The sequence below is a fragment of the Acidobacteriota bacterium genome (assembly GCA_035471785.1).
Taxonomy (GTDB): Bacteria; Acidobacteriota; UBA6911; order RPQK01; family DATIPO01; genus JANQFM01.
The window spans coordinates 16,679-32,022 of record DATIPQ010000139.1; the positions used below are offsets into that span (position 1 = coordinate 16,679).

Genomic DNA, 15,344 nt, shown 5'->3' on the forward strand with positions numbered 1-15,344 from the left:
AGACGCTTTGCGACTGCTTCGGGCTGCACTTTTGCGACACCCTCTGAAAGCGTGGAATAACGCCACAGGGCGGCTCGAAACTTCTGACGCACTGCACTTAGTCTCGCAGGGCGCGCAGGGGGTCGACGCGGGTGGCGCGGCGGGCGGGGATGTAGCAGGCGACAAAGGCGGCCAGCAGGAGCGCGGAGGGGACCAGCAGGAAGGTCCGCAGGTCGTGAGCACCCACCTGGTAGAGCAGGCTGGCCAGGAGGTTGGCCAGCAAGGCCGCTGCCACCAGGCCGACGACGACCCCGGCCAGGGCGGTGCGCATCCCCTGGCCCACCACCAGCCTTCGGAGGCGGCGTCCATCGGCGCCTAAGGCCATGCGGACGCCCATTTCATGAGTCCGGCTGGCCACCGAGTAAGAAAGGATGCCATAGATGCCCAAGAGGGCCAGAAAGAGAGCCAGCAGGGAAAACGATCCCATCAGCAGGGTGCGGAAGCGGGGTGCCGCCACCGACTGGGAAACGATCTCCGACATCGACTCGATGCTGTAGATGGGTTGGTCGGGATCGATGGCCAAGACCTCGGAACGCAGAGCCTCGGCCATCTGTTGAGGGTCGCTTTGGGAGCGCACGGCAATGCCCAGAAAGGTGGTTTTCCGTTGCCGGTAAGAGACGTAGACTTCAGGCGTAGGCCCAGCGTTTAATCCCCGGTGCAAAGTATCTCCCACCACGCCCACGATGCGGTGCCATTGGTCGCCGGCGGCGCGAATCTTGACGCGCTTCCCCAGCGGATCGCCGTTGGGCCAGTAGGCTTGGGCCATGCTGCGGCTGATAACGGCCACCGGCTCGGACTCCTCCTCGTCGCTTTCAAGCAAGGCCCGTCCGCCGATCAGGGGAATGCCCATGGCCTTGAAAAAGCCCGGGCTAGAAACACGGTAAGCCGCCCAGGGCTCTTCTTCTCCCCGGTATTCCCCTTCCAGTTCCAGGCTGGTTCCCCGTTTGATGCCCGACAACGGCGGGGCATTGGAGGCCCCTGCCGCCACCACGCCGGGCCGTTGGCGCAGACGCTCCAGCAGCCGGCTGAAGAAAGGCGTTCCCCGCTGTGGAGGCGGATAGCGGTCGGAAGGCAGAAGGATCAAGGCCGTCACCACGTGCTCGCTGAGGAATCCGGGATCGGTCAGGCGCAGGGCGAAAAAACTCTGGGTCAGCAGGGCGGCTCCGATGGAAAGCAAGACGGCCAGGGCGATTTGGGCCGCCACCAGGCCGGCCCGCAAGCGGCGCCCCGCCACACCGCCTTCGCCTCCGCCACGGCGGCTGCCGTCGGCCAGTTGAGAGCGCAGGTCGCTGCTGGCGCCGCTGCTCAAGGCGATGGCTCCGTTGACCAGTCCCACGGCCAGCGAGAGTCCCATCACGAAGAGAGCCACGCTCCAGTCCAGGCCGATCTCGTCGCCGCGGGGAATGCGCATGGGGCTGATGGAGAGCAGGAACTGGACGCACCACCTCACCAGCAGCAATCCCAACAATCCGCTCAAGAAAGCCAGCAGCAGGCTCTCGCTCAGGAAGGGAGCGGCGATTCCAGACTTGGCGGCCCCCAGGGCGCGGCGTATGGCGATCTCCTTGCGCCGTTTCACGGCCCTGGAGAGCAACAGGCTGACCACGTTGGTGCAGGCGATAAGGAGGACGCAAAGGGCGGCGGTTACGGCCACGGCGAAGGTGGCGTCCAGATTCTCGATGTCCAGGAGTTGCTCCTTGGCCTCCAGCACATGGGCCTGGCGACGGGCGTCCGCCACCGGATCGGGCACCGTCTCGTCAAATCGCAGGAAAGCCGAGCGAAGATCCTCCTGGGCTTGCTCCAATTCCACTTGCGGCTTGAGACGCGCGATGACGTTGAGGAAATAGTAGTTCCTGTTGGCGGCGTCTTCCGCGCTCCAGGATATAGGCGTCCAAAGGGCGGGCTGACGCTCCAGGCTGATTCCGGGAAGCATGAAGCGGAAATCGGCCGGCATCACGCCCACCACGCTGTACTGCTCGCCGTCCAGGGCGATGGTCTTCTCCAACACTTCGCGCCGGCCGCCCCAAACGCTCTGCCAAAGCCCGTAACTGATGACGGCCACGCGCTCAGCCCCCGGGCGCCCGTCCTCTTGAGAGAATCCCCGTCCCAGTTGGGGTGAGCGGCCCAGCAAATCAAAAATGTGCGGCGAAACGGCCACGGCCTGCACCGTCTGAGGACGGTCGATTCCCGTCAGATTGGGCGAGTAGGAATCATAAGCGGCCACGGCCTCGAAAGCCCGTGTATGGTCTCTCCAGAATAGAAAGGCGGCGGAACTCACCGCATCGTGGTCAGGAGGGGACTCGCCGGCTGTTTCGGTCAGCATGACCAGCCGCTCCGGCTCCGGAAAAGGAAGCGGCTGCAGCAGGACGCTGTCGACCAGGTTGAAGACGGCGGCCGTGATTCCTATTCCCAGGGCCAGGGTGATGACGATGATGGCGCTGTGTACGGGTCTGCGCAGCACTGATCGCAGTGCGTAACGGATGTCGGCGCCCAGGCGCATGAGTCTACCTCCCGCTTGCACGTGAAAGTCAAAGCCAATGCCGGTTCCATTTATAGCACGGGACAAAAGTCATTCCAAGCATGGCGGGCCGCAAGTCTTGAAAAACTTTTCCCATCAGGCAGGCCGCACCGAGCCAGGGCCCCAGGGAGACGCTCAATTGATGACAGGCAAGTGAACGCCGTCGCTTTGGGGGCGCTGAAAACTCATGCGCCGCTGATAGTGCGGACAGGAACCGTCATGTCCCGTCAGGCTGCCCGTCAGGGCGTGGCCGATGGCCCGGCAGCCCCCTTGGCAGAAAATATTGTAACGGCAGCCTCCGCACTTTTCGATGACCGTGTTGGGAGTCCTGCGCAGCGCCCGCACCCGTTGAAACTCGGGAGAGTTGCGCCAGATGTCGAGGAAGCTCTGTTCGCGCACGTTGCCGCAGCGGTAGTGGAAGAAGAAATTGCAAGGGGTAACGCCTCCGTCGGAGAGGATGTTGGCTTGGTCGAGGCCGGCGCTGCAAGGCAGGATGTTGGGACGTCCCGTGAACTTCTCCAATCCGTGTGAAACGCATTGCTGGTAGCAGTTCTCGTGCTCGAACCAGTTGGATTCGTCCTGGTCGCTGATGGAGACCTCCTTTTCCCTCTCCGTCAACCCGCGGATCATCTTGTTGAATTCCAGGCGCTCCCGGATGGGCAACTGCAGTTGGGAGGCCTTGGGGATTCCATATCCCAGGGGCTGGAAGTGAAGGATGCCCAGACGACGCAGCCCGTTGGCTTTGAGAAACTCCACCATCTGGGGAATGTAGCGGTAGTTATGGCGCGTGAGGACGCAGTTGATCTTGGGATCGATGCCCTGCTTCTGCAGGTTGCGGACGCCCTTCATGGTCTTCCTCAGGAATCCCTTCCCGCGGGTGATGGCGTTGATCTCTTCCACGGGGGCGTCGATGGAAACCACCATGTTGAGGATTCCCGGGAAAGCCGCCAGCCTCTTGGCCACGCGATCGTTGATCATGGTGGCGTTGCTATTGAACTGCACCTCGGCGCTGCGGCCGATGCGGTCCAGGATCTGGAAGACCAGGCGTCGCCGCAAAAGCGGCTCGCCGCCCGTGATGACGTACTTGAAGACTTTCGCCTCCACCAGTTGATCGACCAGGTCGAGGTATTGCTCGTCGCTCAGTTCGATGTCTTTGCGTGAGTTGGGACGCGTCACTTCCGCCGAACAGTAGACGCAGCGCATGTTGCATTCCTGCGTTATGTTGAGAAAGACGGAGATGGGCGCCGAGATCTTTTCAAGAACGCTGTTTGCGGTAGTAGCCATGGTCTTACCTCCTAGCGCTTATCCCGCCCGGGCAAGCGACTTGTCGAAAGGGGCCTCGGCCTCGCCGTACTGGAATCGAATCAGTTCGGCGTAGTCGGGACTGTTCCTGATCAAAACGTGATGGCTGCCTTGCGCCACGGCGCATCCCTCCCGGATCAGGTAGATGCGGTCCGACTGCTGGATGGTGGACAGCCTGTGAGCGATGGTCAGGATAGTCAGATCCTCCTCGGCGTTGAGCCGGCGCACCGTCTCGCAGATCTTCTGCTCAGAGGTGCCGTCCACCGCCGAAACCGCCTCGTCCAAGAGCAGCACCTGGGGTTCCATGAGCAGGGCTCGGGCAATGGCGATGCGCTGTCTCTGTCCACCGGAAAGCGTTGTCCCCCTTTCTCCTACGGGAGTACGGTAGCCATGGGGAAGGCGGGTGATGAACTCATGGGCGTTGGCCAAACGGGCGGCCCGCTCCACTCTGGAAAAGCCGGCCGAGGGATCGCCCAGGCGGATGTTGTCTTCCACGCTCATGGAGAAGAGGAAGACGTCCTGAGGAACCAGGGCGATCTTGCGCCGCAGCGAGCGCAGCGAAAAGCTCTTCAAGTCGCAGCCGTCGATGAGGATCCTGCCCTCTTGGGGGTCGTAAAAGCGCATCAGCAGGTGGGCGATGGTAGTCTTGCCGGCTCCGCTGTGGCCGGCAAGGGCTACGATCTTGCCCGCCGGGACCCACAGGTTCAATCCCTTGAGGGCCTGGCGGGAACCGTCATAGCTGAACCCCACCTCCTCAAAATGGATTCCCTGCTCGACCCGGTGCAGGACGCGAGGATGGGAGGCGGCTTCTATTGCCGGCTTGCGGTCGAGGATTTCCAAGAGACGCTCCAGGGAAACGATGACCTTTTGCAGCGTCAGATGGGTCGTGCTGAGTGACTTGGCCGCCTCGAAAAGGTATCCGAAGACGGCGCTGAAGGCGATCAGGCCACCGATGCTCATGCGGCCGGCAATCACTTCCATTCCGCCGTACCAGAGAACGATCAGAGGTCCCGAGGCCGCCACCAGGCTGCGCGTCAGCGTGACTTTGGAGCTGATCCAGAACTGGCGCATCTGAACCCGCACCAGCTTGGTCTGGGATTGCAGAAAGCGTCCCAGCATGGGCGCCTCGGCGGCACAGGCATTGACCGTATACATGCCGGCCAGTGACTCGTGCAGGACTTTCTGACGCTGAGCGCTGGTTTCCAGCCCTTCCCGGCTCAAGCGCCGCAAGCGGTCGACGAAGATGGATCCCAGCAAGACGTAGGCAGGAATCACCAGCACCGACAAGAGGGCCGTCCGCCAGCTCAGCCAGGCCATGGCCGCCAGCGCGGCCAGCAGGGTAAACACCTTGTGCAGGAATGAGACCAGATCGCCGGTGACGAAATCCAGCACCCCGCCGGCGTCTTCGGTTACGCGGGTGGCCAGGTAGCCGGTCTCTTTTTGGCAAGTAAATGTGAAGGAGAGGCGCGCCAGTTGGCGAAGCTGGTGCTGATGCAATTTCAGGGAGAGCCGATATCTCAGCTTCATCAGCATGTAAGCGCGAACGATATTAGAAAGAAGATAGGCGACCGTCAGCAGAAGGATCAGAGGAATGATCAGGGTCAGGATCTCAGCTCGTTTCTCGGCCAAGATGCGGTCGATGATGTAGCCGGTGAGAAGCGGCGTGGATAATTGCAGGACACTGGCCGCCAGCAGCAAGAGAGAGGCTCCCGCCAGCAGCCGCCTGAAAGGTTTCAGGTAAGGGAGAAAACGCTTGAGGATAAGCGGGTCGATGGAGAGCCCGAGCCTGTTGAAGAGTTTTCGTGCTAGCATGTCGTCACCCGCATTCAGCTACCGGGCTTTCATAGCCCGAGGCTGGCCCTGAGACTTGGTTTGGCTGGGGTCCGGGCGAACGGACCAGGAGTGGATGGTCGGGTTGCCACCTGGCCCGCCCGCCCTGAGAGAAGGCCCCAGCCTTACTCGTCAGTTCCGTCCAGGTTGGCTTGGCAGGGCACCAGCACGCTGCTGGAGCGTCCAGTTCCGGACGTGCAGCCATTGTTGGTTCCGCCGCCGCTTCCGCAGCAGTTGTCGCCAAAGAACTCGCTCAGCAGGTTGTCTTCAGTGAGCTCCTTGCCGTCCAGCGCGATCAGCTTCGGCACTTCGAAGGGTTGCTTCTTTTCTTTCGACATGACTGTTTCTCCTTAAGTGGTTCTGTTTTTCTTCGGCGTCCGCCACCAGCGGCGAGCGCCACGTTTTCTTCGGAGGGGAAGACTCCGAAGAGAATCTTCTTAGCTGTCAAACTTCAATTGGCCGCCATCGCAGCCACTTCGGCCTGGTAGTCGGCCCGCAGCGCGGGAGCGATTTCCTGGTACTCCTTGGCCGCCTCGTCATCGAGGCGGCTGGCCGGAAAGAGCCCCGCATCGTAGAGGGATTGACACCAGGGAGGCGAATCGGCCAGCGAGCCGTCAACGGCCACGGCGGCCGCCCGGCAACCGCCCAGGCAGACGGAGTGGAAGAGGCAGCTTCCGCACACGCCCCGCAGTCCGCGGTGGACTTTGCGGCGGACGTCCTGCATCAGCGGCTCTTCTTCCCAAATCTTGCGCAGGTCATACCCGTGGCGGATGTTTCCCATCACCAGGTGCCTCTGCTCATGGCCGATGCCGCAGAAGGTGATGCTGCCGTCGGCCAGCAGCGAGATCAGGTTGAGAAAGCCGCAATGCCCGGCACCGCTGGTACCGATGGCGTTGATGATGCTGTGGATGGGGAAGAAAGCCAGTTCCAACTGCAGGATGATGTCCAGACCGTCCTCGCGGTAGCGGGGCACCAGTTCATGGCCCACCCTGTCGGCCAGCCTCAGCAGCTCATGGGGATAAAGGGTTTCGCGCCGCTTCTTCATGAACTTGGCACGACCCATGGGCACGATGGGGTTGATCTTGAAGGTGATCTTTCCGCGCCTCCCCCCGATGCCTCTCAGGCGGTCGAGAATCTTGTCGATCTCGCCCAGGTTGCCGTGGGAGACGGCGGCCGTCACGGTCATGTTGATCCCCGCCTGGGTCATGGCTTCGACAGCCCTCCAGGTGCGCCGGAAGGCGCCTTTCAAACCGCGTCTGCGGTCGTGCGCCTCAGGGCAGCTTCCGTCCAGGCTGGTGCCGATATGAATGCCGTTTGCGGCGAAGAACTCCACCTCCTTGTCGCCCACCAGCATGGCGTTGGTCTCGATGGTGGTCTCGGCTCCCAAGCGCGAGGCATGCCCCACGATGGGGAGCGTCTCGGGACGCAGAAGGGGCTCTCCACCCGTGACCTTTACATAAGTAAGCCCCAGTGGAACGGCATCGTCGATGAATTGCAGATACTGCTCCAAGCTGGGCCTGGTCACCTTGCTGTGGCCTTGCAGGACGGGACTGATCCAACAGTGCGGACAATGCTGGTTGCATTCGTCCGTCAGGTAGATGTAGATCGAGCGCAGTGTCGGGATCTTCTGCCATGGCTTGCTGGTTCGCGCGGACATTGGAGTTTCCTTTCGGCTGCCGTGGGCGAATGGACCAGGCGTCTTCAGGCCGCGGCCTCCAGCTCCACGAGTTTGGCCTTGTGCATCAGCCTGAGATGCCCCTCGACCAAAGCGGCCAGGGAAGATCCGTCTTCAAACTCCGACAGGTCGAAGCTGCTGCCCAGCTCGCGGGCTATGTCTTCGACGGAATGCTCGCCCGTGCATCGTTCCCAAATGAACTCCGAAGTGGGGTTGAGGATGCAGATGGCGCCTGTGCTCTGCTCGAACACCAAGGTCGATCCGCCTTCCTGCCTGGTGATGACCTGCGTGCTGCGTTTGAAAAAGTCACTCATGATCTCAAGCTCCTTTTTTGGCAATCTCGAATGATGAAGGGATTCTGCCAGCCCTGACGGGGCGGGTCTGTCATCTGCTTTACGCGGGTGTGTCAACTACTTGACATCGGCAGCGCGGATGAGGAGGGAGGAGCAAAGTCAGGCGTCAAGCAGCGTTATCCAGGAACCCCGGCGCTTGATCAGGCCCTGCTTGTCGAGGTCTTGCAGCAGCTTGGTGGTCCACTGCCTGGAACAGCCGATGCTCTCGGCAAGCTCCTGCACGGTGAAGGGGAGCTTGAGCTGCACCCCCTGGCTGGTGCGGCGACCGCAACTCTCGGCCAAATGGCTGAGCTTGTGCAAGAGCCGCTGCTGGGGAGGACGTCCCCCGGCAATGTCGCAGATTTCAGCTACCGAACGATGGGTGTCGCGGCTGATGGAAACCAACAGAGCCACGGCCAGGGAAGAGTCGTCCTGAAGCAGGGAGCGGAACTGCTGGCCCTGAAAGAACTCCATCTCGGCTTCTTCCAGGACTTCAGCGCTGGCATGATAGCAGGCGTCGGCCAGCAACTCGTTGAGACCCAGGATGCTTCCAGGACCGACGACTCCCACATTGACCGCCTTGCCTTCTTCGGTAACGTGGGAAAGCCTCACCCAACCGCACCGCAGCACCGAGACGCCGTCGGCCCGCTGGCCTTGGTGATAGATGGTGACGCCGGGGCTGTAGCGGCGAAGGACGAGAGATTCACGAAGGCGCTGACGGCTTTTTTGAGGCAGTTCCTCGAGGCAACATTTGCCCCGCGCTTCGCAGACCCGGCAAGCCGTTCTAAGGGCGGTGGCCTCGATGTCGCTCTTCATATCCATCCCCGCGGGCGGGAAGCGGACGGGATATCCGCTATGGTTACAACATCATGAGTGCAAAATAGCTTTCTTAGAAAATACAGGTAATTTTATCATTGCGATCTTGTTGATGCAAGGGAAAGCCTGAGATTATTGCATTGGAATTCACTTCGGTGCGCGGATGCACAGACTCGCCTAGGGGCCCTTGCTGAAGGTCGTCCGAACAGCTTGCAGGACGAGGGCGGCCGCCAGGGTGGAGGCGGTGCCCACCAGCACGTACCAAGTCCAGGCCAGAGGGGTGTAGAGTTTGATGGCCAGCATGACGGCCAATCCGAAGACCAGTCCGGAAAGGGCGGCGGACTGTCCGGCCCGGCGGCTGACCAGGCCCAGCAGGAAAATGCCCAGGACGCTGCCCATGGTGATGCTGGCGATGGCCAGTCCGGTCTCCAGCACGTTTCCCCAGCCCTTGGCCAAGAAGGCCACCGCCGCCAAAGCTCCGCCCCAGGCCAGGGTAAAAAGCCGCGAGACGCGCAGATAGTGGCTTTGCGAGCCGTCGGGCACCAGGTAGGGGCGATAGTAGTCGTTGACGCTGGAAGAGGCCAAGGAATTGAGGGAGCTGCTGAGGGTGGACATGGCGGCGGCGAAGACGGCGGCGATGATCAGCCCCGAGATTCCGGAGGGCATTTCCTGCACGATGAAGAGAGGAAAGACGCGGTCGGTCTGCTGCAGAGGCGACTCCATGGGAAAGTGCCGGTAGAAGGTATAGAGCATGAGTCCGATGACCAGGAAGAGGGCGAACTGGGCCAGCACCACGACTCCGCTGAAGATCAGCGCCACCCGGCTGCCCCGCAGGTTTCCGCAGGTCAGGTAGCGCTGCACCATCATCTGGTCGGCCCCGTGGGTGGCGAAAGTGAGGAAGGCTCCGCCCACCATCCCGCCCCAGAATGTGAGCGGCCGGGTGAAGTCGAGAGAGAAATCGAAGACCTGGAACTTTGCCGAAGCCACGCTGCTGACCTCGGTCCAGCCTCCGGGAATGCGGTCGAGCAGGATGTAGAAGGCCAGCAGGGCTCCGCCGATGTAGATGGCCAGTTGCACCACGTCGTTCCAGACCACGGCCCGCATCCCGCCGTAGAAGGTGTAGACGACGGTGACGGCTGCGATGATCAGAATAGTCCAGACGTCGGCCATTTGCGTGACCACGGCCAGAACCAGGGCTGTGGCGAAGAGGCGCACGCCGTCCCCCAGCGTGCGGGTGACTTGAAAGATGAGGGCCGAGGCCGAGCGCACCCTTCCCCCGAAGCGCTGGTTGAGCAGCTCGTAGGCGGTCTGGATGCGCCCTCGCAGATAGCCCGGCATAAGCACGGCGGCGACCAGTATCTTGCCGATGCAATACCCCATGGCCACCTGCAGAAAGGTGAGGTTTCCGGAATACGATATGGCCGGCGCTCCGATGAAGGTCAGGGTGCTGGTTTCGGTAGCCACGATGGAAAAGGAAATCGCCCACCAGGGCATGCGTCCGCCGCCCAGAAAGTAATCGTCCAGGTCCTTTTGACCCCGTCCCACGTAGAGCCCCAGTCCGGCGCTGGCGGCCAAGTAGGCGAAAAGCACCAGGTAATCGAGTCCGGTAAATGCCATGAGGCGTGATTATAGCGATCCGGTGTGGCGGAGACGTGAGGTATTTTAGGAGGATGAGCTTGTCCTCCAGGAGGGTTGTGGTGGGAATTGACGGAGGAGCCAGCCGCACCGTTTGCCTGGTGGCGGATTTGAACGGGGCTATCCTGGGAAGGGGACGCGGCGGGCCTTCCAACTACCACAAGTGCGGACTCTACGCCGCCAAGGTCTCGGTACGGGACGCGCTGGCCTCGGCCCTGCTGGCGGCAGGACGCAGGGTGGAGGACGTGGAAGTGGTGTGCGCCGGACTGGCCGGCGTGGCCCGTCCACTCGACCGGGAACTCTTTTCGCGGGCCTTCGCCGAGTTGGCCCGCAAGGCCCGCCTGATTCTGGAAGACGACGCCCGCGTTGCATTGGCCGGAGCTACCGAGAACCGCCCGGGCATCATCGTCATCTGCGGCACCGGCTCCATCGCCATGGGGATGGACGGACGGGGAGGACGGGCCCGCGCCGGCGGCTGGGGCCATCTGCTGGGCGACGAGGGCAGCGGATACGACATCGCCAGGCGCGGACTGGCGGCGGCGCTCAAATCGGCGGACGGACGCGGCCCCTCCACCTCGCTGAGGCAAAAAATCCGCCGCGAACTCTACCTGGACAGCCTGCAAGACCTCATCCCCGTCCTCTACGGAGAGCGCGTCACTCCCGACCGCATCGCCTCCCTCTTCCCGCTGGTGCTGGAAGCAGCCGAGGAAGGCGACCAGGTGTCGAGGCGGTTGCTGAGGGAGGCGGCGAGCGAACTGATCGACTCCGTTGCGGCGGTGAGCAGGCAATTGCACCTCGACGATTCCGAGCCGTTGCTGATAAGCGCTTCGGGAGGCGCCTGGCAGTCCGCGGACATGCTCCGCAAGGAGTTCCTCGATCTGCTTCCGCGACGCCTTCCCCAGGCCCGCTTCCAGCAAGCCCTGCGTTCTCCCGAAGAAGGCGCCGTCCTGCTGGCTCTGGCCGAGCTCGACTAATCCCCGGGTGAAAGCTTCTCAAGCAGGTGCTGGACGGCTGCTTCCAGCACTTCGTCACGTCCCTGGCGAATGCCCTCGAGTGTGGCAGCGGCCTGCACGTGCGGCTGCAGTCCGCGGCGCTGCAAGGTCGTGCCGTCGGGGCGGCTCAAGCTTTCGACGGTCAGAAAGGCCCTGATTCCGCCTGGCAGGCTGATGGAGGCGATTTCTCCCACAGCCCCGTTGCTGGCCGAACCCACGTAGGTGACCCGGCCCACCGCCTCCAAGAACAGGCAAGCCTGCTCGGCCTGGCTGATGGTTTCTTCGTTGATCAGCACCACCAAACGTCCCGAGTAAGGAGTGCCCCGTGGTCGCGCCGTGCGCAGCACAGTCTCGGCAATCCGGCGGACGTCCGGGTCGGGACTCATGGGCTCCAAGCGCCTCAGCAGCCCGGCCGCGGCTTGTCGGCGCCCCATCAGCCCGGTCAACGGCCAAACTCCTCCCCGAGGAAATCCCCGCATGTCGAAAACAATGGCCGGAGTCTCTCTCACGGCCTGGTAGGCCAGGGGCGCTTCCCCGGCCGACAGGCGGTCCAAGTCGACATAACCGAATCCCTCTTCAAGCACCTCGTAGTCGGGACGCGTGCGGGCCAGGCGGCGGCGTCCCATGCTGCGCGGCAGCGTGAGCTCTTGCAGGCTGCCGTCGTCCTTGGCGACTTTGAGCCGGGCGATGGAAGCTTCGGGTCCGCCCAACAGGTTGGAGAACGCTTTCAGCCGGGCGGCCTGCGGGGTCGAGGCCGGCAAATAGGGCAGCAGCTTTTCCACCCGCTGTTCCACCGGGATGCCGTCCACTTCGACGATCACGTCACCCACCTCGAGGTCTCCCGTCTCCTCCGGCTTGAGGATCTCGAAAACCGCGGCCTGTCCTTGCACGCCTTTGATTACGAATCCCGGAACCGCCGGGCCGAAGAACTCGGTCAGCACCGGACTGCTGAGGAAGCTCAGCGAGTCCTGGGTGCGGGCCGCCAGTTGAGCCGCAGCCAGGTGATACTCGATGGCATCGGAGGCATCGCCAAAACGGACGATGAATTCGCCCAGCAGGCTATCCCACGACTCGTCCAGGAGGCCCTTATAGGGCGAGAAGTAGTGAAAGGCGTTCCAGTAGCGGAAGAGTCCCAGCAAGCGCTGTTGCAGCGAGGGATAGAGCTCGTCCTCTGGGGAGGCGGCCCCGGGCCGGGAGGCGATCAGGGCCTGCCGGTCCGACTCTTGCAGGACTCTGCGCTGAGGAGTCTGCGACACGACCTGGCGGGCGATGCGGGAGAGGGCCTCCAGGTCTCTTGCCTCCAGGGCGCCGATGATGAGGTCAGGCTGGAAGCCGACGCTTCCGTCTGCGTGCAGCCACTGATTGAGGCGTATGGACGCGGATAGGCCATGAGGAAGATCGAGGGTGTATCCCGATCCGCCCTGCAGTCCCAGGCGCCTGGCTGAACCCTGATAGACGATGCGGGCTCTCCCCACCGCTCTCAAACCTCCCAAGACAGGAATCACCCCGCTGGGCGTGCCCTCATTGACGAAGAAGACCAGGGTGCCTTTGCGCTCCGGTTGCCCGTCCCCGAGCGGGACCTGCCCGGGATCCTCCGCCGGCCTGCTCGACGGTTGAATGCGCTGGGGCTGCGCCTGCACGAAACCCGAATAGAAGGAGGACGAGGCCTGACCTTCGGCCATGAAACCCGAATGCCTGCGCCGTCGGGCGGTGGTGAGGACGAAGGGCTCGTCGACCAGCAGAGGCGCCACCGAGGCCAGATGCGTGCCCAGGCGCCATCCTCCCCCCAGGTCGGGGCCCTGGCGGCGCAGATCCACGACTACAAGTTGAGACTCGATGGCCCGCACCAGCTCGGCCTCGAGCAATTCTCCTCCGCTGGCAGAGGACATCCTTCCGTAAGCTGTGGACCTGACCACCGCGGTGCCGTCTTCAAGCACGCTGAGGTAAGGCTGGCGCAAAGCATCCTCAGGGGCTTCCCCAAAGCCGTCTTCTCGGGACTCGCCCCCACTCACGCGGGTGTCGGCGTCGGCCAAGTGGTCCAACATCTTCTGCAAGGCGGCCCGATACTCCTCTTTAGTGGCAGCCCCTTCCACCTGGGGAACCGTCTCCAGCAAGGCTTGGTCCCAATCCAACCCGGCCTGGGCGGTTTTGGGGTGGAAAAGCCATACCGCTCCCCACAGCCTGGCCAACCCCTCCATCCGCTCCACCCGACCCGATTCCCATCGCTCGGATGTCTCCTCTGCGTCCTCCTGGCCGAGGGCCGGCGTGGTCTGAGAGAGAAGAACCAGGGTGAGAAGAGCACCTATTCTGCTTTTGATCCAATAGCCGGACTCCCACATGGAGAGGATTGTACTACGAGTTTTTGAGTGGTGTTCTTGGCAACTTGACAAAGGCTCCGGCCCACGGCGCCGACAAGCCCAGAGGTGATGGTTTGGTGAGATAAGACATAAAATGATGCCGATTTCCACACCAGGGGGTCGCCATTGTCGGTGAAAAAGGATATGCTCTCACGCCGATGGGGGACAGGGGCATTCGAATCCACAACAAGCTGGTGCGGCTGGTGACATCGGGAAGACTCATCCTTTGGGTGCTGCCTTTGATTCTCCTGATGGGAGCATGGGCCGCCATAGAGGGTCGGCGCCAGCAGCAGAAGCGGGCTCAGGCCGAACGCCTCTTGCAAGAAGGCCGTATTTCCGAGGCCGCCGAAATCGTGCGTGAGGTACCGGGCCGGCGCGCTCACGCCTTGCGCCTCGTGGCTCAAGCCCTCGACCCCGACCAGCCCGAGCCCCAACCCTCCCCGCCCCTGGCCTTGCAGGGCATCCCCTGGCGAGTCCTGCTGCAACAGAACCTGGAGAAAGGGCGCCACCAGGCGCTGCTGCGTTTGACCCGACTCTTGGATCGCGTTGAGGAGCCCTCGGTCGAAACCTCCCTCTACGGGGCGGCGGCGCTGCTGGAATTGGGCCGTCATGACCAAGCCGAGGCCCGTTTACGGCGGCTTTCAGCGGACTGGAGGGGACACCCGATGGCGGGCCGCGTGAGCCGATCGCTGCAACTGCTGGCCCGGGGAGCCCGCACCCTGATCCGCGACCGCAACGACACCCTCATCGGCTATCTCGACGCCGACGGTCAGTTGCAACTGCTGGAGGGCATCGACCCGTCCTGGCTGCCCCGCCAACTGGCCGAGAGGCTGCGCCGGCATGGCCAGGCCGGAGGGCTGCGCCTGACCCTCGATTTGGAGCTGAGCCGCATCTCTCTGGCCTCCTTGCGCGGTCGCCGCGGCAGCGTGGTGCTGCTTGATCCGCCCAGCGGCGACATTCTGGCGGCGGTTTCCGACTCGCGGACGTTGCGGCGGGAAAAGGGCACCACCCCTGCCTTCCAACAGCGTCGGGAGCCAGCCTCCATCGCCAAGCTGATCACCCTTTCGGCCGCCTTGAGAGCCGGAGTCGACATCGACGGCGAGGTCCGCAGCATGCGCTGCAACGGAACCATACGCTACCCCGACGGCGTGGTTTGGTGCCCGGTGGGCGCGGGACGCGTCCGCAGCATCGAACGGGCGCTGGCACTCAGTTGCAACACCGCCTTCGCCAAGCTGGGCGACATCCTTGGAGCCGAAGCTTTGCTGGCCGAGTTCCGGCGCTTCGGTTTCGATTCCGGGCAACTTAACGGCTTCCCCTTAGGCCGCATCCTCATCCCCGATCCCGAGGGGACCCAATTGGGCAACCTCTCCATAGGACTCGAGGCGACCGACATCACTCCCCTGCACAGCGCGCTGATGGCGGCCATCTTCGCCAACCAGGGCAAGATGCCGGTTCCCGGACTGATCAAGGCCGAAACGGGAGTCCTGGGTTACTCGTGGCGTCGGCTGCAGCGCGGACCCGCCCTGCAGGTCATCGATCCCATCTGGATTCCGCGGCTGCAACGAGCCATGCAGGCGGTGACGCGGCAGGGCACCGCCCAGGGCATCGCCCCCTACGACTTTCCTGTGGCCATGAAGACGGGAACGGGCCGCAATCCGGGACTGCCCTTCCACACCAACTACATCGGAGTCGGGCCCCTTCCCCGCCCCAACATCGCCTTCTCGGTGCGCATTACCAACTACTGGAGTTCCAAGAAGGCCCGCTACGCCACCCGCACCGTCTCGCGCAGGCTGCTGCGTTCGCTGCGCTACCAGACCCACTCCTTGGAGAGCGCGGCCGACTGAGCTGAAA

The 15,344-nt window shown here is 63.1% G+C and carries 11 protein-coding genes; 2 read left to right on the forward strand and 9 right to left on the reverse strand.

Annotated elements, in window-relative coordinates; translation table 11 throughout:
• Positions 1-97: 97 nt before the first annotated feature.
• From VLU25_19830 to VLU25_19865, 8 genes are all read right to left on the reverse strand, one after another.
• On the reverse strand, positions 98-2,536 hold the full coding sequence (locus VLU25_19830) for an ABC transporter permease (GenBank protein HSR70189.1): 2,439 nt from the start codon (positions 2,534-2,536) through the stop codon (positions 98-100).
• 153 nt (positions 2,537-2,689) lie between these two features.
• Positions 2,690-3,838 carry a radical SAM protein gene (locus tag VLU25_19835; protein ID HSR70190.1) on the reverse strand — a complete coding sequence of 383 codons (1,149 nt, stop codon included), beginning with the start codon at positions 3,836-3,838 and terminating at the stop codon, positions 2,690-2,692.
• An 18-nt stretch (positions 3,839-3,856) separates the two neighbouring features.
• Positions 3,857-5,668 (reverse strand): ABC transporter ATP-binding protein, encoded by a 1,812-nt coding sequence (locus tag VLU25_19840; protein HSR70191.1) that lies wholly within the window; start codon positions 5,666-5,668, stop codon positions 3,857-3,859.
• A 143-nt stretch (positions 5,669-5,811) separates the two neighbouring features.
• On the reverse strand, positions 5,812-6,024 hold the full coding sequence (locus tag VLU25_19845; protein ID HSR70192.1) for a hypothetical protein: 213 nt from the start codon (positions 6,022-6,024) through the stop codon (positions 5,812-5,814).
• Positions 6,025-6,137: 113 nt separating this feature from the next.
• On the reverse strand, positions 6,138-7,343 hold the full coding sequence (locus VLU25_19850; GenBank protein ID HSR70193.1) for a radical SAM protein: 1,206 nt from the start codon (positions 7,341-7,343) through the stop codon (positions 6,138-6,140).
• Between the two features lie 44 nt (positions 7,344-7,387).
• Complete coding sequence (locus tag VLU25_19855; GenBank protein ID HSR70194.1) at positions 7,388-7,675, reverse strand: PqqD family peptide modification chaperone; 288 nt, start codon at positions 7,673-7,675, stop codon at positions 7,388-7,390.
• Between the two features lie 138 nt (positions 7,676-7,813).
• Positions 7,814-8,509 (reverse strand): Crp/Fnr family transcriptional regulator, encoded by a 696-nt coding sequence (locus tag VLU25_19860; protein ID HSR70195.1) that lies wholly within the window; start codon positions 8,507-8,509, stop codon positions 7,814-7,816.
• A gap of 177 nt (positions 8,510-8,686) precedes the next feature.
• A complete protein-coding gene (locus VLU25_19865; GenBank protein ID HSR70196.1) occupies positions 8,687-10,126 on the reverse strand; it encodes a sodium:solute symporter in 1,440 nt (479 codons plus the stop codon).
• A gap of 80 nt (positions 10,127-10,206) precedes the next feature.
• On the opposite strand from VLU25_19865, the gene VLU25_19870 reads away from it, so the two are divergent.
• Positions 10,207-11,118 carry a BadF/BadG/BcrA/BcrD ATPase family protein gene (locus VLU25_19870; protein ID HSR70197.1) on the forward strand — a complete coding sequence of 304 codons (912 nt, stop codon included), beginning with the start codon at positions 10,207-10,209 and terminating at the stop codon, positions 11,116-11,118.
• Here the strand turns inward: VLU25_19870 and VLU25_19875 are convergent.
• Entirely contained in the window at positions 11,115-13,475 is a 2,361-nt protein-coding gene (locus VLU25_19875) for a S41 family peptidase (GenBank protein ID HSR70198.1), read from the reverse strand. The two genes, VLU25_19870 and VLU25_19875, sit on opposite strands and share 4 nt — an antisense overlap.
• Before the next feature lie 176 nt (positions 13,476-13,651).
• Here VLU25_19875 and VLU25_19880 point away from each other — a divergent pair, with 176 nt between their 5' ends.
• A complete protein-coding gene (locus VLU25_19880) occupies positions 13,652-15,337 on the forward strand; it encodes a penicillin-binding transpeptidase domain-containing protein (GenBank protein ID HSR70199.1) in 1,686 nt (561 codons plus the stop codon).
• Positions 15,338-15,344 lie beyond the last annotated feature (7 nt).